14 protein-coding genes are annotated in these 23,408 nt (G+C 73.7%); 4 read left to right on the plus strand and 10 right to left on the minus strand.

Annotated elements, in window-relative coordinates:
• Positions 1 to 14 precede the first annotated feature (14 nt).
• The 5 genes from ABZ621_RS08385 to ABZ621_RS08405 all read right to left on the minus strand — a co-directional run bounded on the left by ABZ621_RS08385 (position 15) and on the right by ABZ621_RS08405 (position 8,963).
• Entirely contained in the window at positions 15 to 1,532 is a 1,518-nt protein-coding gene (locus tag ABZ621_RS08385; protein WP_360601989.1) for a histidine kinase, read from the minus strand.
• Entirely contained in the window at positions 1,525 to 2,196 is a 672-nt protein-coding gene (locus tag ABZ621_RS08390; protein ID WP_360601991.1) for a response regulator transcription factor, read from the minus strand. Before ABZ621_RS08390 ends, ABZ621_RS08385 begins: the two co-directional genes overlap by 8 nt.
• A 53-nt stretch (positions 2,197 to 2,249) precedes the next feature.
• A complete protein-coding gene (gene glgP / locus ABZ621_RS08395) occupies positions 2,250 to 4,802 on the minus strand; it encodes an alpha-glucan family phosphorylase (protein ID WP_360601993.1) in 2,553 nt (850 codons plus the stop codon).
• 171 nt (positions 4,803 to 4,973) lie between these two features.
• A complete protein-coding gene (locus ABZ621_RS08400) occupies positions 4,974 to 8,012 on the minus strand; it encodes an ABC transporter substrate-binding protein (protein ID WP_360601995.1) in 3,039 nt (1,012 codons plus the stop codon).
• A gap of 117 nt (positions 8,013 to 8,129) precedes the next feature.
• Positions 8,130 to 8,963, minus strand: coding sequence for an AraC family transcriptional regulator (locus tag ABZ621_RS08405; protein WP_360601997.1), 834 nt, complete (start codon positions 8,961 to 8,963; stop codon positions 8,130 to 8,132).
• Positions 8,964 to 9,366: 403 nt separating this feature from the next.
• On the opposite strand from ABZ621_RS08405, the gene ABZ621_RS08410 reads away from it, so the two are divergent.
• The 4 genes from ABZ621_RS08410 to glgB all read left to right on the plus strand — a co-directional run bounded on the left by ABZ621_RS08410 (position 9,367) and on the right by glgB (position 16,990).
• Positions 9,367 to 11,352 (plus strand): alpha-1,4-glucan--maltose-1-phosphate maltosyltransferase, encoded by a 1,986-nt coding sequence (locus tag ABZ621_RS08410; RefSeq protein ID WP_360601999.1) that lies wholly within the window; start codon positions 9,367 to 9,369, stop codon positions 11,350 to 11,352.
• Entirely contained in the window at positions 11,349 to 13,043 is a 1,695-nt protein-coding gene (treS, locus tag ABZ621_RS08415) for a maltose alpha-D-glucosyltransferase (protein ID WP_360602001.1), read from the plus strand. Before ABZ621_RS08410 ends, treS begins: the two co-directional genes overlap by 4 nt.
• 233 nt (positions 13,044 to 13,276) lie before the next feature.
• Positions 13,277 to 14,629: a maltokinase gene (locus tag ABZ621_RS08420; protein ID WP_360602003.1), complete on the plus strand. Its 1,353-nt coding sequence runs from the start codon at positions 13,277 to 13,279 to the stop codon at positions 14,627 to 14,629.
• Positions 14,630 to 14,776: 147 nt separating this feature from the next.
• The gene (gene glgB / locus ABZ621_RS08425) at positions 14,777 to 16,990 is read left to right on the plus strand and encodes a 1,4-alpha-glucan branching enzyme (RefSeq protein WP_360602005.1); all 2,214 of its coding nucleotides are present in this window, start codon (positions 14,777 to 14,779) and stop codon (positions 16,988 to 16,990) included.
• Between the two features lie 26 nt (positions 16,991 to 17,016).
• Here the strand turns inward: glgB and ABZ621_RS08430 are convergent, their stop codons facing one another.
• From ABZ621_RS08430 to ABZ621_RS08450, 5 genes are all read right to left on the minus strand, one after another.
• A complete protein-coding gene (locus ABZ621_RS08430) occupies positions 17,017 to 19,251 on the minus strand; it encodes a UvrD-helicase domain-containing protein (protein WP_360602007.1) in 2,235 nt (744 codons plus the stop codon).
• Positions 19,252 to 19,406: 155 nt separating this feature from the next.
• Positions 19,407 to 20,285, minus strand: a complete 879-nt coding sequence (locus tag ABZ621_RS08435) for an alpha/beta hydrolase (protein WP_360602009.1) — start codon at positions 20,283 to 20,285, stop codon at positions 19,407 to 19,409.
• A gap of 137 nt (positions 20,286 to 20,422) precedes the next feature.
• Positions 20,423 to 20,866, minus strand: a complete 444-nt coding sequence (locus tag ABZ621_RS08440) for a GNAT family N-acetyltransferase (RefSeq protein WP_360602011.1) — start codon at positions 20,864 to 20,866, stop codon at positions 20,423 to 20,425.
• Complete coding sequence (locus tag ABZ621_RS08445) at positions 20,863 to 21,726, minus strand: nitroreductase/quinone reductase family protein (RefSeq protein ID WP_360602013.1); 864 nt, start codon at positions 21,724 to 21,726, stop codon at positions 20,863 to 20,865. Before ABZ621_RS08445 ends, ABZ621_RS08440 begins: the two co-directional genes overlap by 4 nt.
• Positions 21,727 to 21,913: 187 nt before the next feature.
• Positions 21,914 to 23,314 (minus strand): cation:dicarboxylase symporter family transporter, encoded by a 1,401-nt coding sequence (locus tag ABZ621_RS08450; protein WP_360602015.1) that lies wholly within the window; start codon positions 23,312 to 23,314, stop codon positions 21,914 to 21,916.
• Positions 23,315 to 23,408 lie beyond the last annotated feature (94 nt).

Consider the following 23,408-nt stretch of genomic DNA (forward strand, 5'->3'; position numbering starts at 1 on the left):
GGGCGTCCGCCCGTTCACCCCAGCTCGTCCCGCGAGCTCAGCCGCCTGCCGGTGAAGCACAGCCGGTACACCGGCAGCTCCGCGAAGACCGTCGACCGGTAGTACCGGCACTCGTCCGCGTCCGCCGGCTCCGGCGGCAGCCCCGCCGGCGGCGCCTCCAGGGCGTGGTCGGGCAGGTCCTCCACCAGCTCCGCGTACGCCTGGCCGACCAGCAGCCGCGCGTAGTTGTCGGGCTCCAGGTACGAGCGGGACTGCGACCACAGGGCCACGCCCGCCGTCAGCACCGCGAGGGCGGCCAGCAGCGCCAGCGGGATCCAGATCGCCCGCACCAGGTCCTTCCGCACCCGGCGGCGCGCCCGGTCCAGCTCCCGGGCCGAGGTCGGCGCGGCCGGCACCGGGGCCGGCGCCCGGCGGGGCAGCACCGCCGTCAGCGCGAAGCCGCCGCCGCGCACCGGGCCGTGGGTCAGGGTGCCGCCCGCGAGCCGCACCCGCTCGTCCAGGCCGACGAGCCCGGAGCCCCCGGAGGCGGGCTCCCCGGCCCCCTCGCCCGGCCCGTTCCCCACCCGTACCGTCACCCGCCCGCCGGTCTCCCGGACCTCGACCGTGACGGCCGCGCCCGGGGCGTGCTTCGCCGCGTTCGTCAGCCCTTCCTGCACCACCCGGTGCAGCGCCCGGCCCGCCATGCCCGGCAGCTCCGGCACCGGACCGTCACCCCGGAGCGTCACGTCGAGCCCCGAGGCCCTGGCCCGGTCCACCAGCTCGCCGGCCGTCTCGTCCGCCGGTGTCGTCGGCGCCCCCTCGCCGGCCTCCCGCAGCACCCCGATGACGTCCCGCAACCGCTCGGTCGCCTCCGCCGCCGCCCGCCGCAGCTCGCCCGCCGCCCGCTGCTGCTCCGGCCCGAGCCCCGGATCCACCTCCAGGGCACCCGCCCGCACCGCGATCAGCGCCAGGTCGTGGCCGAGGGAGTCGTGCATGTCACCGGCGATCCGCGACCGCTCCCGCAGCCGCTCCCGGTCGGCGACCGCCGCCTGCTCCCGCTCCATCCGGTCGGCCAGCTCCCAGCCGCTGCGCACCAGCCGGTCGTACTGGCGGACGTACCGGCCGACCAGCCAGGGCGCCACGATCGCCAGGGCGAGGGCGAGCAGCAGGGTGAACCAGGGGCCGAGGGAGGTGCCGGTGAGCCGGGTGGCCACGAGGCCCACGGCGGCCACCGCCCCGAACAGCCAGAGCGAGCCGCGGGTGTGGTCCTGCCGCCGCCCGGCGAGATAGCCGAAGGCGACCAGGGCGAGGCTGTACGAGGGCGTGAACAGCTCCAGGGAGGCGGGCAGGCTCGCGGCGACCGTGACCGCGAGCGGCAGCAGCGGCCACCGGCGGCTGACGGCGACACAGCCGCCGAGGACGGTGACCCCGGCGGCGACCTGGAGCCAGGACCCGCCGTCGTTCGGGTCGGAGCGCAGCAGCACCGGGAGCGAGAGCAGCAGCCACAGCGCCAGGTCGAAGAGCCGCCGGCGCGCCGGCGAGACCTCAGGCACCCGAGGGCCCCGGGCCGGCGGTGAGCCCCGCCTCGTGGGCGAGGACCGCGAGCTGGACGCGGTTGCGCAGGCCGAGGCGGGCGAGGACGGCGCTGACGTGGGCCTTGACGGTGCCCTCGACGACGTACATGCGGGCGGCGATCTCCTGGTTGGAGCAGCCCGCGGCGAGCAGCGAGACGACCTCGCGTTCCCGGCCGGTGAGCGGGGCGAGCCGGGCCCGGGCGGCGGCCGCGCGGGTGAGCCGCTCGCCGCCGAGGGTGTCGATGACCCGGCGGGCGACGGTCGGCGAGAGGGCGGCGCCGCCGGCGGCGACCGCGCGGACCCCGGCGATCAGCTCGCGCGGGTCGCCGGACTTCAGGAGGAAGCCGCCGACGCCGGTGCCGAGGGCCCGGGCGATGTAGTCGTCCTCGGAGAAGGTGGTGAGCATGACGACCGCCGTCTCCGGCAGGGTGCGGCGGAGCGCGTCGGCGGCGGCGAGGCCGTCGAGCCGGGGCATCCGGATGTCGAGGAGGGCGACGTCGGGCCGGTGGAGCCGGGCCAGCTCCACCGCCTCGTGTCCGTCGCCCGCCTCGGCGACCACCTCGATCCCCGGGTCGGTGGTGAGGATGGCCCGCACCCCGGCGCGGATCATCGTCTCGTCGTCGGCCAGCAGCACCCTGATCATGCCGTCCAGCCTAGGCACCCGGGCCGGGTGCCCGGCCCGGGTGCCCGGTCCCGCTACCTCAGGAGCACTCCCGCGCCCTCGCCGCCCGGGTCCTCGGGCAGCGCGATCAGGCCGGGTTCGGCGGGGTGGGCGAGGAGCGGGTGGGCGGGCAGCACGCGGACGGTGCAGCCGAAGGGGCCGGTGCGGTCCAGCTCCAGGGTGCCCGCGTAGGGCTGCCGGCCCTCCAGGTCCGGACCGCCGGCGGGCTTGAGGGCGACCGTGCGGGTGCCGGTGAGGGTGTCGTCGGCGTCGACGCGGCCGGTCACCGCCTGCACCTCGACGTCGTCGGGCGTCAGTCCGCCGAGCGCGACCCGGACCCGGACGCACGGCGTGGCGCCCAGCTCCGCACCCGCCTCGGCGAGGTCGTCGCCGACCTCCACGTGGTCGACCGAGACGCCCGGCCAGGCGGCCCGGACCCGGGCCTTCCAGGCGGCGAGCTCCCGCGCCCGGTCCGGGGTGAGCGCCCGGCGGGCCGCGGCGGCGGGGACGTAGAGCCGCTCCACGTACTCCCTGACCATCCGGTCGGCGAGGACCTTGGGGCCGAGTTCGGTGAGGGTGCGGCGGACCATGGCGGTCCAGGCGGCGGGGACGCCGTCGGGGCCGCGGTCGTAGAAGCGGGGGGCGACCCGGCGCTCGATCAGTTCGTAGAGGGCGGCGGCCTCCAGGTCGTCACGGCGCTCCTCGTCGGCGGCGGCGGCCCCGTCGGCGGTGGGGATCGCCCAGCCGAACTCGGGCTCGAACCACTCGTCCCACCAGCCGTCGAGGACGGAGAGGTTGAGACAGCCGTTGAGGGCGGCCTTCATGCCGCTGGTGCCGCAGGCCTCCAGCGGGCGGAGCGGGTTGTTGAGCCAGACGTCGCAACCGGGGTAGAGGCCGCGGGCCATCTCCATGCCGTAGTCGGGCAGGAAGACGATCCGGTGCCGGACCCGGGGGTCGTCGGCGAAGCGGACGAGTTCCTGGACGAGCTTCTTGCCGCCGTCGTCGGCCGGGTGGGCCTTGCCGGCGACGACGAGCTGCACCGGCCGCTCGGGGTGGAGCAGCAGGGCGCGCAGCCGGTCCTTGTCGCGGAGCATGAGGGTGAGCCGCTTGTACGAGGGGACCCGGCGGGCGAAGCCGATGGTGAGGACCTCGGGGTCGAGGACGGTGTCGGTCCAGCCGAGTTCGGCGGCGGCCGCGCCGCGCTGCCGCCAGGAGGCGCGGAGCCGGTCGCGGACGTCGGCGACGAGCCGGGCGCGCAGGGCGCCGCGCAGCTCCCACAGCTCGCGGTCGCTCGCGTCGGGGCCGAGGCGGGCGGCCTCGGGGGCGGTCCAGGTGGGGGCGTGGACGCCGTTGGTGATGGAGGTGATCGGCACCTCGTCGGCGTCGAAGCCGGGCCAGAGCCCGGCGAACATCTCCCGGCTGACGGCGCCGTGGAGGGTGGAGACGCCGTTGGCGCGCTGGGCGAGGCGCAGGCCCATCGCGGCCATGTTGAAGACGCCGGGCTCGCCGCCGAGCGGGGTCTCGTCGCCGAGGGCGAGGATCCGGCCGGTGTCGAGGCCGGGCAGGGCGCCGTCGTCGCCGAGGTGGCGGGCGACGAGCTCCCGGTCGAAGCGGTCGATGCCGGCGGGGACGGGGGTGTGGGTGGTGAAGACGGTCCCGGCCCGGACGGTCTCCAGGGCGGCGTCGAAGTCGAGTCCCTCGCCCTGGAGTTCGCGGATCCGTTCGAGCCCGAGGAAGCCGGCGTGGCCCTCGTTGGTGTGGAAGACCTCGGGCGCGGGGTGGCCGGTGAGCCGGGTGTACGTACGGACGGCGCGGACGCCGCCGATGCCGAGCAGCATCTCCTGGAGGAGCCGGTGCTCGCTGCCGCCGCCGTACAGGCGGTCGGTGACGGACCGCTCGCCGGGGGCGTTCTCCTCGACGTCCGAGTCGAGCATGAGCAGCGGGACGCGGCCGACCTGCGCGACCCAGATGTGGGCGTGCAGGCTCCGCCCGCCGGGCAGGGCGAGCGCGATCCCGGCGGGGCCGCCGTCGGCCTCCCGGAGCAGCGAGACCGGCAGCTCGCCGGGGTCGAGGACGGGGTACTGCTCCTGCTGCCAGCCGTCCCGTCCGAGGGACTGCCGGAAGTAGCCGTGGCGGTAGAGGAGTCCGACGCCGACGAGCGGCACGCCGAGGTCGCTGGCGGACTTGAGGTGGTCGCCGGCGAGGATGCCGAGCCCGCCGGAGTACTGGGGCAGGGCGGCGGCGACGCCGAACTCGGGCGAGAAGTAGGCGAGGGCCGCGGGCCCGTCGCCCGCGCCGCGCTCCTGGTACCAGCGGGGCCGGTGCAGGTAGCCGTCGAGGTCCTCGGCGGCGGTGGCGAGCCGGGCGAGGAAGTCCCGGTCGGCGGCGAGCGCGGCGAGCCGGGGCGCCTCCAGGGCGCCGAGGACGCGGACGGGATCGGCGCCCGCGAGCCCTTCGGGGGCCAGGGAGTCGAAGAGGGCGCGGGTCGGCTCGTGCCACGACCAGCGCAGGTTGCGCGCCAGGGCGGCGAGGGGTCGAAGGGTGTCGGGGAGGACAGGACGCACGGTGAATCGACGGATTGCCTTCACGTGTCCCACCTTCGCAGGCCGGTGACGCTACGGAGCGGACGCACCACGCTGTGCGCCCGGCGTGCCGCCCCGAGCGTAGGTCCACCGGTGCCGCTCGGGCCACGGCGCGCCGCCGGCCCCCGGGGGCACGGGCGGGGCGCCGGGGGCGCGTGCGTCACGGCCCCGGGGGCGTCAGGGGGTCTCGCCGATGCCCAGGGCCTGGATGTCGGTCAGGTTGAACGCCTCGTGGACGTAGACGTTGGTGAGCCGCGGGTTGCGGTAGTTGACGTTCTTCTCGGCGGTGATGGGCAGGTAGTAGGCCCCGTCGGTGAGCCGGTGGTTGATCTCCTGGTAGAGCTTGGTCGCCTCGGCCTCGTCGGTCTCGGCCGTCGCCTGGTCGAAGAGTTCGTCGATCCGGGCGTCGTTCACCCGGGCGTAGTTGCTGTTGCCCTCGGTCCTGCTCAGGTCGCTGTCGGCCAGCGGCTGGAGGAAGCCCGCGCCGGTGGGGAAGTCGGCGCCCCAGCCCAGCAGGAGCATGCTGATCCCCTTCTTCTTCAGGATCTCGGGGGAGCCCAGGGCGGCGTAGTAGGCGGAGAAGTTGTCGAACCGCTCGATCTCCAGGGTGATGCCGACGGCCTTCAGGTCGCTCTGCAGGGCGGTGGCCGCCTGGACGTCCTTGGGGTTGCCGTTGTTCACGGCGGCCTTCGTGGTGAATCCGCCGGGCTTGCCGCACGCCCGCAGCGCCGCCTTCGCCTTCTCCCGCTGGGGCTTCCCCCCGGTCAGGCCGAAGGGGTCGTAGGTGTCGGCGCCCCGGGCCGTCGGGGGCAGCATGTTGCCCTGCAGCGAGGCGAACGCCTCCCCGCCGCGCGCGTTCCGCAGCGCCTCGGTGCCGGCCGCGTACGTCACCGCCTTGCGGCAGTCGAGGTTGTTCATCGGTGCGGTGTCGGAGATCATCGCGGCCATCCGGAGGTACCCGTTGTACGGGTTGTCCACGCCGGACTTCAGCTTCGGGTCCTGCAGCATCCGGGTGGCGGTCTGCTGCGACAGGCCGATGTGGGAGGCGTCCAGGTCGGCGGTGCCCGCCAGCATCTGCTCGTCGACCTTGTCCTGGCCGGAGACGATGCTCAGCTCGACGCGGTCCGGGAGGGCCTTGCGGAGCGGGTCGGTGGCGGGGTCCCACTTCTCGTTGCGGACGAGGACCAGCGACCGGTCCGGCTGGTACGAGTCGAAGCGGTACGGGCCGGAGGCCAGCGGCCTGGTCCCGTACCGGTCCGCGGTGTCGCGCGTGCGCGGCACGGGGGCCGTCGCGCCCATGGTGAGCAGGTACGGGAACCGGGAGTCGGGCTCGGCGAGGCGGAAGACGATCGTCTCGTCGTCGGGGGTCTCGACGGACCGCAGGCCCGACGTCCCCGTGTCCTTGTACGGGCCCTGGTAGTTCTGCTTCCGGTCCAGGACGTCGACGAGGTACGTGGGTCCGCCGGCGATCTCCGGGGCGAAGGCGCGCTCGATGCCGTACTTGACGTCGGCGGCGGTGATCGGCGAACCGTCCTCGTACTTCAGTCCGCGGCGCAGCCTGAACGTGTAGGTCCGGCCGTCGGCGGACACCTCGGGCTGCGCGGCGGCCAGGTCCGGGACCACCGAGAGGCCCTTCTCGCCCGGTTCGGCGGCGTACGTCATCAGCGTGCGGGCGTAGAGCCGCTGGATGTTCCAGACCCATCCCGAGTAGGAGCGGGCCGGATCCCAGGAGTCCGCGTCCGCCCCGCTCACCAGGCGGAGGGTGCCGCCCTTCTTGTCGGAGGCGTTGACCACCTGGCCGACCGCGGCGTTGAAGCCGCCGTCTGATCCTGTGGACCCCTCGTCCTTCTTCCCCGTGTCCTTTCCCCGGTCCTTCGCCTGGTCCTGCGTCTGCTCCTGCTTCTTGGACGGGTCGTCCTTCTGCGTGAGGATCACGGCGGTGGCGCCGCCGCCCGCCACCAGGACGGCGCCGAGGGCGATCGCGACGAGCCTGCGGCCCCGGAGGCGGCCGGGCGCGCGGGCCGGGCCGGGCCCGGCGGGACCGGGCGGGTACGGGGCGGGGGCCGTGACGGCGTACGGGTTGCCGGCGACCGGAGGGCCGGCGGGGAGCGGCGGCGCACCCGGCGGCGGCGTGCCCGGCAGGGCGGGCGGGGGCGTGCGCGGGACGGCGGGCGGCGGCGTGCGCGGGACGGCGGGCGGGGGCGGCCCCGGTGTCACGGGCGGCCCGGCCGGGCTCTTCACGAGCGGGACGCGGGGGTCGGGCCTGGCGGCGGTGCCCGCCGAGGGGTCCGCCGAGGGCCGCGTGGGCGACGGCGTGGCCGGCGCGGGCCCGGGATCGGCGGCCGGCCCGACGGCGCCGCCCGCTTCGCCGAGGGCCGTCGCCACCGCGTCCGGCAGCCAGTGGGTCTCCTTCGCCGGCCCTCCGCCGTAGGTGTGGCCGCTGCCCTCGCCGAGCAGTCCCGCGAACTCCGCGAGCAGCTCCGGCACGGTGGGCCGTCGGGCGGGGTCCTTCTCCAGGCAGCGGCCGATCAGGTCCGTCCCGGGCGGCAGCAGGCGCAGGTCGGGCTCGCCGTAGACGGCGCGGAAGTTCACCGAGTGCGCGGAGCCGGTCCCGAACGGCCCGGCTCCCGTGGCCGCGAAGGCCAGCACCGCGCCCAGCGAGAACACGTCGGCGGCCGGGCCGACGGTGGTGCCCGCGACCTGCTCGGGCGACATGAAGCCGGGGGTGCCGATCACCATCCCCGCCTGCGTCAGGACGCTCGACTCGCCGATGATCGAGATGCCGAAGTCGATGACCCGGGGGCCGTCGGCGGCGATCAGCACGTTCGACGGCTTCAGGTCACGGTGGATCAGCCCCGTGCCGTGGATGGCCTCCAGGGCCTCGACCAGTCCCGCCCCCAGGTAGAGCAGCGAGCGCCGGGGCCACGCCCCGTGGGTGCGCACCGCCGCCTCCAGCGGCAGGCCGGGGACGTAGGCGGTGGCGAGCCAGGGGGGCGAGCCCAGGGGGTCGGCGTCGACCACGGCCGCGGTGAAGAAGCCGGTGACCCGCCGGGCGGCCTCCACCTCGCGGACGAACCGGCGCTGGAACTCGGGGTCTTCGGCGAGTTCGGCGCGCACCACCTTGACGGCGACCATCCGGCCGCTGGTGGACCGCCCCAGGTAGACGCGCCCCATTCCGCCCGCCCCGAGGCGCGCGAGAATCCGGTACCGCCCCACCTGCCGCGGATCCGAACCGTCCAGCGCTTGCAAGAGTCCGCCCCCGTCCCCGGCGCCGCCCCGTGGACGCCGGGCACGATTACATCAGATCGGCCGCCGGTCGCGGCGGGGCCGAGGTCACGCCCTGCGGGGCGCCGCGGCCCGGTACTCGCCCGGGGTCATGCCGTAGGCGGTGCGGAAGGCGAGGTGGAAGCCGACGCGGCTGCGATAGCCGACGCGGGCGGGCACGGCCGACTGGGGAAGCCCGGTCCCGGCGAGCAGCCGGGCCGCCTCCCGTATCCGGCGGGCCGTCAGATGGCGGGCCGGGGAAGTGCCGACGGCCTCGCGGAAGGCGGCGGTGAAGGCGGAGCGGGACATCCCGGCCTCCCGGGCGAGGGTGACCACGGTCCACGGCTCGGCGTAGCGGGTCTCGACGGCGGCGACCGCGCGGCCGATGCCGGGGTGGGGGTACGGGCCGTCCGGCGGGCGGGGCGCGGTGGCGGCGAGGGCGAGGGCCGCCTCGAACGCCCGCAGGGCGAGCAGCCGGTCGCCGGGTCCGGCCCGCCGTCCGGGAGCGGCGAGCAGCCGGAGGTTGTCGCGGAGCAGCGGCGCCCCCTCGACCTGGTCCCGTGCGAGCAGGACGGCCCGGGGCAGGGCGGCGACGAGCGGGGTGACGGCCCGCCGGTCGTATCCGGTCCGGAGGCTCAGCAGCCGGGCGGGCGGCCCGGGACCGTCGAGAACGGCGACCCGTGCGGCGGGGCCGTCGGGGCTGCCGGGGCTGTCGGGGACGTCGGGCGGCCGGGCCGGGACGCCCTGGTCCGCGGGGGCGGGGAGGACGCGGTGGCGGGCGGCGGCGGGCAGCAGGACCAGCTCGCCGCGCGCGGGTTCGAGGGGGGCAGCGCCGGTGGCGGCGATCCGGCACCGGCCCTCCAGCACGTAGTGCAGCACGGCCCGGGCGGCGACGGCGTCCATGGGTCACGCACCTTCCGCGGTCGGTGACGACGGAGCGTCAGCGTAGCGAGGGCGACGGGGGATCCGTCCGTCCCGCGGCACCGGCGGGTTTCGGCCGACTCGCGCCTTGCCTCACCCCCTACGCCCTAGTAGTTAACAAAGGGCCGGATTGCCCACGCGTGAACCCGGGGAAGCTCCCCGGGTACTCCCCCGAATCCCTCCCCGCCGTCCCGTCCCCGTACCCGTCCCGTCCCCGTCCTCGCACCCGTCTTCGTACCCCTGCTTCATCCCTGTGGGCCCGCCATCCGAGTGAACGCGGAGGGGCGCGGCGATGCCGTCCTCCCCCCGGCCTCCGGCGCGGCTAGAAAGAGCGCACCACCACCCGCACCCCCGTAAACCGTCAGGTGATGCTGTGAATCCGCTCATGGGACGCATTCCCGTACTGGACGTCCGCCCGCTGGTCGACTGCGGCCGGCGCCCCGCGAAGGCGGTGGCCGGCGAGACCTTCGTGGTGTCGGCGACCGTCTTCCGCGAGGGCCACGACGCGGTCGCCGCCAATGTCGTACTCACCGGCCCGACGGGCCGTCCGGGGCCGTGGACCCCGATGCGCGAGCTGGCCGAGGGCTCCGACCGCTGGGGTGCCGAGGTCACCCCGGACGCCGAGGGGCCGTGGACGTACACCGTCGAGGCGTGGAGCGACCCGCTGGCGACCTGGCGCCACGCGGCAAAAATCAAGATCCCGGCCGGGATCGACTCCGAACTCGTCCTGGCCGAGGGCGCGGAGCTGCACGAGCGGGCCGCGAAGGGCGTCCCGAAGAAGGGCGGCGGCCGTGAGGCGGTGCTCGCGGCGGCCGACGCGCTGCGCGACGAGTCCCGGCCGGCGGCCGCGCGTCTCGCCGCCGCGCTCGCGCCGCGGGTGACGGAGACCCTGGAGCGGCATCCGCTGCGCGAACTGGTCTCCGCCTCGCCGGCGTTCCCGCTCCGGGTGGAGCGGGAGCGGGCCCTGTACGGCGCCTGGTACGAGTTCTTCCCGCGCTCGGAGGGCGTGCGGAAGGTCAAGGGCCGTACGGTTCCGGGGAGTTTCCGCACCGCGGCCGAACGGCTCCCGGCCATCGCGGCGATGGGCTTCGACGTGGTCTACCTGCCGCCGGTCCACCCGATCGGCGAGACCCACCGCAAGGGCCCCAACAACTCCCTGTCGGCGTCCCCGAGCGACGTCGGCGTGCCGTGGGCGATCGGCTCGCCGGAGGGCGGGCACGACGCGGTCCACCCGGACCTGGGCACGATCGAGGACTTCGACGCCTTCGTGGCCCGGGCCCGCGAGCTGCGCCTGGAGGTCGCGCTGGACTTCGCGCTCCAGTGCTCGCCGGACCACCCGTGGGTGGAGAAGCACCCGGAGTGGTTCCGCCACCGGCCGGACGGCTCGATCGCCTACGCGGAGAACCCGCCGAAGAAGTACCAGGACATCTATCCGATCGCGTTCGACAAGGACATGGACGGGATCGTCGCCGAGACCGTGCGGGTGCTGCGGCACTGGATGGACCACGGGGTGCGGATCTTCCGGGTGGACAACCCGCACACCAAGCCCGTGGTGTTCTGGGAGCGGGTGATCGGGGAGGTCAACGCACAGGACCCGGACGTGATCTTCCTGGCGGAGGCCTTCACCCGTCCGGCGATGATGCGGACCCTCGGCGCGATCGGCTTCCAGCAGTCCTACACGTACTTCACGTGGCGGAACTCCAAGGACGAGCTGACCGAGTACCTCACGGAGCTGTCCGGGGACCTGGCGGCACAGATGCGGCCCAACCTCTTCGTGAACACCCCGGACATCCTGCACGCCTACCTCCAGGAGGGCGGCCGGCCGGCCTTCGAGGCGCGCGCGGTGCTCGCGGCGACGCTCTCGCCGACCTGGGGGATCTATGCCGGGTACGAGCTGTGCGAGAACACGCCGCTGCGCGCGGGCAGCGAGGAGTACCTGGACTCGGAGAAGTACCAACTCAAGCCCCGCGACTGGGAGTCGGCGGAGCGGGCGGGCGCGACGATCACCCCGCTGATCACCGCCCTGAACCGGATCCGGCGCCGTCACCCGGCGCTCCGCCGGCTGCGGAACCTCACCTTCCACGACACCGACAACCCGCAGGTGATCGCGTACTCCAAGAAGGAGGGTTCGAACACCGTTCTGGTGGTCGTCAACCTCGACCCGCACCACACCCAGGAGGCGACGGTCTCGTTGAACATGCCGGAACTCGGCCTCGGCTGGCACGAGACCGTGCCGGTGCGCGACGAGCTCACCGGCCACACCTATCACTGGGGCAGGAACGCCTACGTGCGTCTGGAACCGGGCGTCACGCCCGCGCACGTGCTCGTCCTGCGACCGTCCCCGCAGACCGGAGGGTCACCCACCTCATGACCGTCAACGATCCCGTCCCCGACACCTTCGAGTCCACGCCCGCCAAGGACCTCGACCCCGACTGGTTCAAGCGGGCCGTCTTCTACGAGGTCCTCGTCCGGTCCTTCCAGGACAGCAACGGCGACGGCGTCGGCGACCTGAAGGGCATCACGTCCCGCCTGGACTACCTCCAGTGGCTCGGCGTGGACTGCCTGTGGCTGCCGCCGTTCTTCAAGTCCCCGCTGCGCGACGGCGGATACGACGTCGCCGACTACACCTCGGTCCTCCCCGAGTTCGGCGACATCGCCGACTTCGTGGAGTTCGTGGACGCGGCGCACCAGCGCGGGATGCGCGTGATCATCGACTTCGTCATGAACCACACCAGCGACCAGCACCCGTGGTTCCAGGAGTCGCGGCGCGACCCGGAGGGACCGTACGGCGACTACTACGTCTGGGCCGACGACGACAAGCAGTACCAGGACGCCCGGATCATCTTCGTCGACACGGAGACCTCCAACTGGACCTTCGACCCGGTCCGCAAGCAGTACTACTGGCACCGCTTCTTCTCGCACCAGCCGGACCTCAACTACGAGAACCCGGCCGTGCAGGAGGAGATCCTGTCGGCGCTGAAGTTCTGGCTCGACCTGGGGATCGACGGCTTCCGGCTCGACGCGGTGCCCTACCTGTACCAGCGGGAGGGCACCAACTGCGAGAACCTGCCGGAGACCCACACCTTCCTCAAGCGGGTCCGCAAGGAGATCGACGACCACTACCCGGACACGGTGCTGCTCGCCGAGGCCAACCAGTGGCCCGAGGACGTCGTCGACTACTTCGGCGACTTCCGCTCCGGCGGCGACGAGTGCCACATGGCCTTCCACTTCCCGGTCATGCCGCGGATCTTCATGGCCGTGCGGCGCGAGTCGCGCCACCCGATCTCCGAGATCCTGGCGAAGACGCCGGAGATCCCCTCCGGCTGCCAGTGGGGCATCTTCCTCCGCAACCACGACGAGCTCACCCTCGAAATGGTCACGGACGAGGAGCGGGACTACATGTACGCCGAGTACGCCAAGGACCCGCGGATGCGGGCCAACATCGGCATCCGGCGGCGGCTCGCCCCGCTCCTCGACAACGACCGCAAGCAGATGGAGCTGTTCACCGCGCTGCTCTTCTCGCTGCCGGGCTCCCCGGTGCTGTACTACGGCGACGAGATCGGCATGGGCGACAACATCTGGCTCGGCGACCGGGACGGGGTGCGCACCCCGATGCAGTGGACCCCGGCCCGGAACGCCGGCTTCTCCTCCTGCGACCCGGGCCGCCTCTACCTGCCGGCCATCATGGACCCGGTCCACGGCTACCAGGTGACCAATGTGGAGGCGGGGATGGCCTCGCCGTCCTCACTGCTGCACTGGACGAAGCGGATGATCGAGATCCGTAAGCAGAACCGTGCCTTCGGGACGGGGACCTACACCGAACTGCCGTCCTCCAACGCGGCGGTGCTCGCCTTCCTCCGCGAGGATGACGACGACCTGGTCCTGTGCGTGAACAACTTCTCGCGGCACGCCCAGCCGACCGAGCTGGACCTGCGGCGTTTCGCCGGGATGCGGCCGGTGGAGCTGATCGGCGGGGTGGAGTTCCCCGCGGTCGGCGAGCTGCCGTACCTGCTGACGCTGGCGGGCCACGGCTTCTACTGGTTCCGCATGAAGCGGAGTTGACGGGAGCCGTTTCGGCCTCCGCCGGGGTGGGACGGTTTCCTCCGTCCCACTCTGGGAACTGTGTCCCACACACGAACCACCCCCATCCGGGTCCATCCCGCCCCATCCATATGGATCTTCCCTTTCCGACACGTCCCGCTCATCCGGACAGCCCAAGCCGCCATCCGGGACAATCTGCGCATTTGAACACTTACGACAGCCCTGTGCGCACCCCGGGGAAAGGACGCGATGCCATGCCGGAGACCGCCGCATCCACCACCCGGGCCCCGGACGCCCTCCTTCCGTCCCTGACACCCCTGCTCCACGAATGGCTGCCCCGGCAGCGCTGGTTCGCGGGCAAGGGGCGCCGGGTCACCGGATTCACGCTGGACGCGGCCACCGAGCTGCTGCCCCTGGACGGCGCCGGCCCCGGACTCCTCCACCTCCTGCTCCGGGTCGAACAGCCCGGCCGCCCCGCCGGAGAACCCGCCGACTGCTACCAACTCCTCCTCGGCGTACGGACCCAGCTGCCGCCGCGCCTCGCGCCCGCCCTCATCGGACGCGTCCGGCAGGGCCCGCTCGCCGGCCGCGCCGTCTACGAAGGGCTGCGGGACCCGCGCCTCGCCGGGCTCCTGTACGAGCGGCTGCGCACGCCCGGCCGCACCGGCCCGCTCCGCTTCCACGCGACCCGCGCGCTGCCCGGGGCGCTCGCGCCGCGGGTCCTCGACGCCGAACAGTCCAACTCCTCGCTGGTGTTCGGCGACGCGTACATCCTGAAGATCTTCCGCCGGGTCAGCCCCGGCGCCAATCCCGACCTCGAACTGCCCCTGGCGCTCGGGCAGGCCGGCTGCGCCCGCGTCCCGGCGCCCGTCGCCTGGTTCGAGTCGGGGGCGGCGACGCTCGGCGTGCTCCAGCCGTACCTCCGCGACTCCCGCGACGGGTGGCGGCTCGCGCTCGACGCGCTCGCGGCCGGACGGGAGTTCACCACGGAGGCGCGGGCCCTCGGGCGGGCCACCGCCGAGGTGCACCTCGCGCTCGCCGCGGCCCTGCCCACGCAGCGGCTCGAACGCGCCGAGACGGAGGGCCTCGCCGCCGCGATGGACCGGCGGCTGCACGCCGCCGCGCAGGCCGTCCCCGCGCTGCTGCCGTACGTCCCCGGGCTGCGGGCGGTCTTCGCGGCGGCGGGCGACGCGGAGGGGGCGGGCACGGTACAGCGGATCCACGGCGACCTGCACCTCGGGCAGACGCTGCGCGGCTCGGACGGCGGATGGGCCGTCATCGACTTCGAGGGCGAGCCGGCCAAGCCCCTCGAAGAACGGCGCCGCCCGCAGCCGACGGTCCGCGACGTCGCGGGCATGCTGCGCTCCTTCGACTACGCGGCGCGCACCCACCGGCCCTGGAACGCGGAGTGGGCGGCGCGGTGCCGGGCGGCGTACTGCACGGGATACGCGGAGGTCGCGGGCGCGGATCCGCGGACGGACCCGGCGCTGCTCCGCGCCTACGAGACGGACAAGGCGGTGTACGAGGTCGTCTACGAGGCCCGCCACCGCCCCGACTGGCTCCCCGTCCCCCTCTCCGCCATCCACCGCCTCGCCACACCCCCATGACCCGGCACCACCACGGTGCCCGACTCCGCCGGCGCGGCGCCCACACGGGGGTGCGGGGCGGGACATGGCCCGTTCGGCGGAGTTTCCGGGGGGGTTGTGGGGGTGTTGACATGTTCGTACACATTCCGAGCTTTCTGGAGGCCACCGGTGACCGCCAAGACGCCCCGCACAGCGCCCCCTCTCGACCCCGGCGAGCGCGCGCGGCTGCTCGCCGGCGAGCATCACGACCCGCACGCCCTCCTCGGCGCGCACCCGGTGAAGGGCGGGGTCGTCATCCGGGCGCTGCGCCCGTGGGCGGGCGGGGTGACGGCCGTGCTGCCGAAGGGGCGGAGGGTCGAACTGGACGACGAGGGCGACGGGTTGTTCTCCGCGTTCGTGCCGCTGCTGCGGAAGGTCCCGGCGTACGAGCTCCGCGTGCGGTACGGGGACGACGAGCTCGCCGTACAGGATCCGTACCGGCATCTGCCGTCGCTCGGCGACCTCGACCTGCACCTGATCGGCGAGGGCCGGCACGAGGAGCTGTGGACGGCGCTGGGGTCGAGGGTGATGACGCACGGCGGCGTCACCGGCACCCGCTTCGCCGTCTGGGCGCCGAACGCCCGCGGCGTCCGCGTCACCGGCGACTTCACGCACTGGGACGGCACCGGCCTGCCGATGCGCTCGCTGGGGTCCACCGGAGTGTGGGAGCTGTTCGTCCCCGGCATCGGGGAGGGGGCCGTCTACAAGTACGACATCACGCGGCCCGACGGCTCCCACACCGTCCGCGCCGACCCGATGGCCCGCCGCACCGAGTGCCCCCCGGACACCGCCTCGATCGTCACCGAGTCGCACTACGCGTGGAGCGACGAGGAGTGGATGGCGCGGCGCGGGGCCCGGCCGCCGCACGAGGCGCCGATCTCGGTGTACGAGCTCCATCTGCCGTCCTGGCGGCCCGGCCTGAGCTACCGTCAGCTCGCCGACGAGCTGCCCGCCTACGTGCGTGAACTCGGCTTCACCCACGTCGAGTTCATGCCCGTCACCGAGCACCCCTTCGGCGGCTCCTGGGGTTACCAGGTCACCGGCTTCTACGCGCCGACGGCCCGCCTCGGCACCCCGGACGACTTCAAGTTCCTGGTGGACGCGCTGCACCGGGCCGGGATCGGCGTCCTCATGGACTGGGTGCCGGCGCACTTCCCGAAGGACGACTGGGCGCTGGCCGAGTTCGACGGGCGGCCGCTGTACGAGCACGAGGACCCGCGCCGCTCGCACCACCCGGACTGGGGGACCCTGGAGTTCGACTACGGCCGCAAGGAGGTGCGCAACTTCCTGGTCGCCAACGCGGTGTACTGGTGCCAGGAGTTCCACGTCGACGGCCTGCGCGTGGACGCGGTCGCGTCGATGCTCTACCTGGACTACTCCCGCGAGTACGGCGAGTGGCTGCCGAACGAGTACGGCGGCCGGGAGAACCTCGACGCGGTCGCCTTCCTCCAGGAGATGAACGCCACCGTCTACCGCCGCTGCCCCGGGATCGTCACCTTCGCCGAGGAGTCGACCGCCTGGGACGGCGTGACGCGGGCGACGGACCTGGTCGGGCCGGGCGGTCACGGCGGGCTCGGCTTCGGCATGAAGTGGAACATGGGCTGGATGCACGACTCGCTCCAGTACATGGAGAAGGAGCCGGTGCACCGCAAGTACCACCACCACGAGATGACCTTCTCGATGGTGTACGCGTACAGCGAGAACTACATCCTGCCGATCTCGCACGACGAGGTGGTGCACGGCAAGCGGGCGCTGGTGTCGAAGATGCCCGGCGACTGGTGGCAGCGGCGCGCCAACCACCGCGCCTACCTGGGCTTCATGTGGGCCCACCCCGGCAAGCAGCTCCTCTTCATGGGGCAGGAGTTCGCGCAGGGCTCGGAGTGGTCGGCGGACCACGGGCCCGAGTGGTGGCTGCTCGACCCGGAGTACGGGGCGGAGGCCGACCACCGGGGCGTGAAGGACCTGGTGCGGGACCTGAACCGGGTGTACACGGCGACGCCCTCGCTGTGGGAGCGGGACACCGTGCCGGAGGGCTTCCAGTGGGTGGTCGGGGACGCCGCCGACGACAACGTCCTCGCCTTCCTCCGCTACGACGCCTTCGGCTCGCCGCTCCTCGCGGTCTGCAACTTCTCCCCCGTCGTCCGGCACGACTACCGGCTCGGCGTGCCGGACGCCTTCGCCGCCTGGGGCGAGGTGCTGAACACGGACGCGGCCCGGTACGGAGGTTCGGACGTGGTCGGCACCGACCCGGTGAAGACCGAGTCGGTGCCGTGGCACGGGCGGTCGGCGAGCGTCCGGACGACGCTGCCGCCGCTCGCGACGGTCTGGCTCCGCCCCGCGTGACGGGCGTCCGGCGGGCCTGACGGTCCTCAGGCCCGCCGGACGATCCCGAGCCGCTGGGTGGCCCGGGTCAGCGCCACGTACAGGTCGTTCGTGCCGTGCGGGGCGCCGGCCCGGATGCCGTCCGGGTCGACGACGAGGACCGTGTCGAATTCGAGGCCCTTCGCCTGGCGGGGGTCGAGGAGGACCACCGGGCTGGTGAGGTCGGGCTTCGGCCCGTACGAGGCCTCGGGGAGCGCCTCGACCAGGGCGGGCAGCAGCTCCGGCGGGGCGATCACCGCGAGCCGGCCCTCGGCGCGGAGCTCGGCGGCGACCGCGTCCGCGGTCTCCTTCACCGGGTCCTCGACCGCGCGGTCCCAGGGCTCGACGCCGGTGGAGCGGACCGATCCCGGCGGCTCGAAGGCCGGGTCGTCCTCGCGGCGCACGGCGGCCGCGACCGCCATGATCTCGGCGGGCGTGCGGTAGTTGACCCCCAGCCGCACGTGCTGCCAGCGGTCCTCCACGTACGGGGCGAGGATCCGCTCCCACGCGCCGACGCCGGCCGGGTCGCCGGTCTGCGCCGGGTCTCCGACGAGGGTCATGGAGCGGGTGGGGCTGCGGCGCATCAGGAGCCGCCACAGCATGGCGGACAGCTCCTGCGCCTCGTCGACGATGATGTGGCCGAAGGCCCAGGTGCGGTCGGCGGCGGCCCGCTCGGCGGCGGTGCGGTGGTCGGCCTCCTCGTGGCGCTCGGCGAACCGCTCCGCGTCGATGATGTCGTGCGCGGACAGCACCTCGGAGGCGTCCTCGTCGAGCTCCTCCTTGTCCTCGAACTCGTAGGTGCGGGAGGCGAAGGAGACGTCGAGGACGCCCTGCGCGTACTGCACCTGCCGCTGCCGCTCGGCCTCCTGCGCGGCCCGCTCGGCGGAGTCGTCGTGGCCGAGGAGTTCGGCCGCCTCGTCGAGGAGCGGTACGTCGCCCGGGGTCCACGCGCCGCCGTCGCGCCGGATCGCCGCCGCGTCCTCCTCGGGGAGGTGGGTGGGCTCGGCGAGGTAGTCGGCGAGGAAGGCCTCGGGGGTCAGTTCCGGCCAGAGCCCGTCGATGGCGGCGTGCACGTCCGCGTTGGCGGCGATGCCCTTGGCGAGCAGCGCGATGTCGTCGGGGCCGAGGAAGTTCGGGCCGCCGTAGGGGTCGGCGCCGATCCGGTCGGCGAGCTGCGCGGCGAGCGCGTCGAGGATCCGGAAGGCGAAGTAGGGGCGGGCGAGGTTGTGCGGCAGGGCGGTCTCACGGGCCTTGTGGCGGGCCTCCAGGGCCATGTCCCAGTCGATGACGAGGTCGCCGTCCTCGTGCGGGACGACGAGCGGCGCCCCGCGCTCGGGGACCTGCTGCCGGTCGCGTACGGCCCCGGCGAGGGCGTCGGCCATCCGGACGTCGCCCTTCACGGCGGCGGCGCGCGGGGTGTCCGTGCCGGTGGCGCGGACGCCGGGGTACAGCTCGCCGGGGGTGGCGAGGAGGACGCCGGTCTCGCCGAGCGAGGGCAGCACGTTGCCGATGTAGCCGAGGAAGGCCGGGTTGGGGCCGACGATGAGGACGGCGCGCTTGGCGAGCTGCTCGCGGTGGGCGTAGAGGAGGTACGCGGCCCGGTGCAGGGCGACGGCGGTCTTGCCGGTGCCGGGGCCGCCCTCGACGACGAGGACGCCGTGGTGCGGGGAGCGGATGATGGCGTCCTGCTCGGCCTGGATGGTCTGCACGATGTCGTGCATCCGGCCGGTGCGGGCGGCGTCGAGCGCGGCGAGGAGGACCTCGTCGGCGTCCCGGCCCTCGTGCCCGGAGCGGCTGCGGTCGGCGAGGTCGAGGACCTCGTCGTGGAGCGAGACGACCTCGCGGCCCTTCGTGGCGATGTGCCGGCGGCGGGTGAGGCCCATGGGCTCGTGGCCGGTGGCGAGGTAGAAGGGGCGGGCGATCTCGGCGCGCCAGTCGACCACCAGCGGGGTGCGGAGCGGGTCGTCCTCGCGCAGCCCGATGCGGCCGATGTGGTGGTCACGGCCGTCCTTGAAGACGAGCCGGCCGAAGCAGAGCCCGGTCTCCCCGGCGTTGAAGGCGGCGAGCAGCCCGGACTGCTCGGCGACCAGGATGTCCCGCTCCAGGCGCGACTGCGCGCTCCCGGTCCCGGACGTCCTGAGCGCCTCGCCCACGGCGGCCTCGGCCCGGTCCCTCAGGTCGTCGAGCCGCGCGTAGAGCGAGGTGATGAATTTCTGCTCGTCCCGAATTGGCTCGGTTGACAATTCGACTCCCAGCGCGATACAGTGCCTTTAGTGAAATGCTCCGTGAATTCGTTACGACATTCGTCCTGACGGTGTCGCGAACGGGCACACGGAATTCACCAATATAGGCGCCGCACCACCCCGACTGTCAATTCAGCCGGGGTTTTTTCATGCCGTCAGGCGCTTTCGGCGTGGCGCAGGATCTCCTTCGCGAGCGGGTCGTGGACCTCCGGCGGAAGGGCGTGGCCCATGCCGGGGATCCCGGCGAGCCGGGCGCCCCGGATCACCTGGACGAGGTGCTCGGCGTGCGGCGCCGGGGCGACCGGCTCGGCCGGAGCGGAGATCACCAGGGTGGGGACCTCGGTGGCGGCGAGCCGTTCCGTACGGACGAGGTCCGAGTAGTCGGCGCGGGCGTGGGCGGTACCGGGGACGTGGTGCCCGGTGTGGGCGACGATCCGGCGCTCCTGCGCGCGGAACCACTCCGCGTCGAAGGGCAGGACGTCGCCGGCGAGGACCCGCCAGTGCGCGACCCGGGCGTCCAGCTCCTCCTCCAGGTCCCGCTCCCGCGCCGGCCGGGACCACAGCTCCATCAGCGCGGCGGAGGGGCCGGGCAGCTCCTCGACCGGGGTCCGGGTCCCGTCCGGGGCGGTGTAGGGGGTCGCGCTCAGCGCGGTGGTGCCGATGACGGTCGCGCTGAGCAGCCGGCCGGGATGGTCGGCGACCAGCAGCTGGGTGAGCAGTCCGCCCAGTGACATGCCGACCACATGGGCCCGCTCGACGCCGCACGCGTCCAGGACGGCGACGGCGTCCTCGGCGAGCCGGGAGAGCGGGTAGGGCTTCTCGTCGAAGGCCCAGGTGGAGCGGCCGGTGTCCCGGTGGTCGTAGCGGATCACCCGGTGCCGGGCGGCGAGCCGCTCCACGAGCCCGTCGGGCCAGGCGAGCCCGGAGGCCTGCGCCCCCATGACCAGGAGCAGCGGAGGCAGGCCGGGGTCGCCCTGCTCCTCGGCCCAGAGCCGTACGCCGGACTCCACGTCCACCCATCGTTCGCGCGTCATGCCGCTCCCCTTCCGTCCAACCCAACGAGACGAGACGTATCGTATCGTCACGTCCCCGGGAGAAGTCAAGCGCCGGAGGCCGCGCATGACGAAGGGCCGGACCCCACGGGGTCCGGCCCTCGGCCGCCGGGCAGGCCCTAGCCCAGGCTCTTGTAGAAGTGGACGTCCTCCGCGCCGCCCGGGATGCCGAGCGTGCGGCCGGTCTCCGCGTAGCCGTGCCGCCGGTAGAAGTCCGGGGCCTGGAAGGTGAAGGAGGAGACGGTCACGCGGTCGCAGCCGCGCCGGCGCGCCTCGGCCTCGGCCGCGCGCAGCAGCCTGCTCCCCCAGCCGTCCCGGCGGTGCTCCTCGTGCACCCACAGCATCTCGATGCCGAGCAGTCCGCCCCACGTCCAGGCGGTCAGCCCGCCGACGGTCTCGCCCGTCGCCGGGTCCCGCGCCCGCACGGACAGCCCGCCCTGGTCCTCGGCGGTGGTCCCGGTGGCCGCGAAGTTGTACGCGTCGAGGCCCCGGTCCAGGAGTTCCGCCAGGTCCGGGTCGCGGTCCCCGACGGTCAGCCCCGCCTCGTCGTGATCATGGTTCATGCGGCCGAGTCTGGCACGGGCGCCCTCAGGAGGGGGACGACCTCGGCCTCCTCGTACGCGAAGTGGGTCTCCAGTTCCGCCCGCAGCCGCTCGAATTCGGGCCGCAGCCGCTCCGGCCCCGTCTCGTCGACCCGGGCGAGCAGTTCCCGCAGGCCGTCGAGCGCGCGGGAGACGGTGGCGTGTTCCGCGTGGAGCCGCTCGAAGACCTCGGCCTTCCCGGGGAATGCACGGGCCAGGTACGGGAAGAGGCCGGCGTCCTCGCCGCCGTGGTGCCGGGCGAGTCCCGAGCAGAAGGCCAGGCAGTGGCGGCGCAGCTCCACCGTCAGCTCGGCGGTGCCCGGAGCGGCGAGGCCCTCGGCGAGGGCGGCGAGTTCGTCGCGCAGCCGGTCGTGGACCTTCACCAGCTCGTCGGCGAGGGCGTCGAGCCGGTCCGGCGGGGTGTAGTCGTCGTCCGGGATCCGGTGGAGGACGACGACGGGCAGGACCCGGCTCGTCGCCTTCTGGTAGTCGGCGTAGCCGGGGGCGACGGCGACGACCTTGGCGAAGAGCGCGTCCCGCTCGGCGCCGGTCGCGGCGACGGCGGTGGCCTGCCAGGTGTCCGCGCCCAGCTCCACGGTCACCGTGGGGTTGACGAGGACGTTGCGGTACCAGTCCGGGTGGCGGTCGGAGCCGCCGGCCGAGCCGACGACGAGCAGCCGGTCGCCGTCCTCGGCGAATCCGAGCGGAGTGGTGTGTTCTTTCCCGGACCTGGCGCCGGTGGTGGTGAGGAGCAGGAGCACCCAGCCCTCGAAGGGGCCGCCGAGGCGTCCGGCGTGGGTGCGGAATTCGTCGATGACCGGGGTGTTGAAGTCGAGAGGCAACTGCCATCCCTACTGTTCTCTTGCCTCCATGTCTCCGCTTTCGAGCGCGGACCGACACGCGACGCGAGGAGCCCCATTCTCACGCGGAGGCCCTTGACGGTGTCAAGGGCCTTCGTCACGGGGCGGGTTCCTCCCGGTGCCCGGATCCGGCTCAAGGCCCGGGTCCCGGGAGGAGGTTCGGTGGGGGTCAGACTCCGGTGCGGGCGCGCTCCTCGCCCTGGTCGCGCTGGTCGGGTACGGGGGTGGGGTCGGCGGCCGGGGCGTGGTCGGCGGGCCCGGCGTGGTGGTCGGCGTGGTCGGCGTGACTGTCGGCGAGTCTCTTCTCGTCGAAGGGGAACTTCCCCGCCAGGACCTCCGTCACCCGTGTCCGGTCGATCTCCTTCGTCCAGGTCCCGACCAGGACGGTGGCGACGGCGTTGCCGGCGAAGTTGGTGAGGGCGCGGGCCTCGCTCATGAAGCGGTCGATGCCGACGATCAGGCCGACGCCGTCGACCAGGTCGGGGCGGTGCGACTGGAGGCCGCCGGCGAGGGTGGCGAGACCGGCGCCGGTGACGCCGGCGGCGCCCTTCGAGGCGATGATCATGAAGACGAGGAGGGAGATCTGCTCGCCGACCGAGAGCGGGTCGCCCATCGCCTCGGCGACGAAGAGCGAGGCCATCGTGAGGTAGATGGCGGTGCCGTCGAGGTTGAAGGAGTAGCCGGTGGGGACGGTGATGCCGACGACCGGCTTGGAGACGCCCAGGTGCTCCATCTTCGCGATCAGGCGGGGCAGCGCCGACTCGGAGGAGGAGGTCGAGAGGATCAGCAGGAACTCGCGGCCCAGGTACTTCAGGAGCGACCAGATATTGACCCCGGCGACCAGCCGGAGCAGCGCGCCGAGGACGACGAAGACGAAGAGGGCGCAGGTCAGGTAGAAGCCGATCATGATGACGGCGAGCGACTTCAGGGCGTCGAGGCCGGTGGCGCCGACCACGGCGGCGATGGCGCCGAAGGCGCCGACCGGGGCCGCCCACATGATCATGGAGAGGATGCGGAAGACGAGCCGCTGGATGTGGCCGATGCCGCGGAGCACCGGCTCGCCGGCCGAGCCCATCGCCTGGAGCGCGAAGCCCGCGAGGAGGGCGACGAGCAGGGTCTGGAGGACCTCGCCCTCGGTGAAGGCGGAGACCAGGGTCTTCGGGATGATCCCGAGCAGGAAGTCGGCGGTGCCCTCGCTCGCCCCCTCCGCCTGCTTGGCTCCGGCCTCGGCCAGCTCCTTGGTGAGGTGGAGGCTGGAACCGGGCTCCAGGAGGTTGCCGACGACGAGACCGATCGCGAGTGCGACGGTCGACATCACCAGGAAGTAGCCGAGCGCGAGGCCGCCGACGGCGCCGACCTTGGCGGCCTTGCGGACCGAGCCGACGCCCAGCACGATCGTGCAGAAGATGATCGGCGAGATCATCATCTTGATGAGGTTCACGAAGCCGGTGCCGAGCGGCTTCAGCTCGACGGCCACGCCGGGGGCGAGGAAGCCGACGCCGATGCCGAGCAGGACGGCGCCGATCACGGCCAGATACAGATAGTGGGTGCGGTCCCGGCGTGCGGCCACGGGGTCCTCCTCGCGCTGATGGGGGGCGTCCACGTCCCGGTGGACTCCGCGACTATCCATCAGCCTGTGACCGGGGTCACCGTTGCGTGCGTTT

It is taken from the genome of Streptomyces sp. NPDC007863, from assembly GCF_040633895.1.
Classification (GTDB): domain Bacteria; phylum Actinomycetota; class Actinomycetes; order Streptomycetales; family Streptomycetaceae; genus Streptomyces.

Coding starts and splice junctions, on each gene's coding strand:
- ABZ621_RS08405 (WP_360601997.1), bottom strand. CDS start 8,963: ATGGACGCCGTCGCCGCCCGGGCCGTGCTGCACTACGTGCTGGAGGGC.
- ABZ621_RS08390 (WP_360601991.1), bottom strand. CDS start 2,196: ATGATCAGGGTGCTGCTGGCCGACGACGAGACGATGATCCGCGCCGGG.
- ABZ621_RS08410 (WP_360601999.1), top strand. CDS start 9,367: ATGGGACGCATTCCCGTACTGGACGTCCGCCCGCTGGTCGACTGCGGC.
- ABZ621_RS08435 (WP_360602009.1), bottom strand. CDS start 20,285: ATGACGCGCGAACGATGGGTGGACGTGGAGTCCGGCGTACGGCTCTGG.
- ABZ621_RS08440 (WP_360602011.1), bottom strand. CDS start 20,866: ATGAACCATGATCACGACGAGGCGGGGCTGACCGTCGGGGACCGCGAC.
- ABZ621_RS08420 (WP_360602003.1), top strand. CDS start 13,277: ATGCCGGAGACCGCCGCATCCACCACCCGGGCCCCGGACGCCCTCCTT.
- treS (WP_360602001.1), top strand. CDS start 11,349: ATGACCGTCAACGATCCCGTCCCCGACACCTTCGAGTCCACGCCCGCC.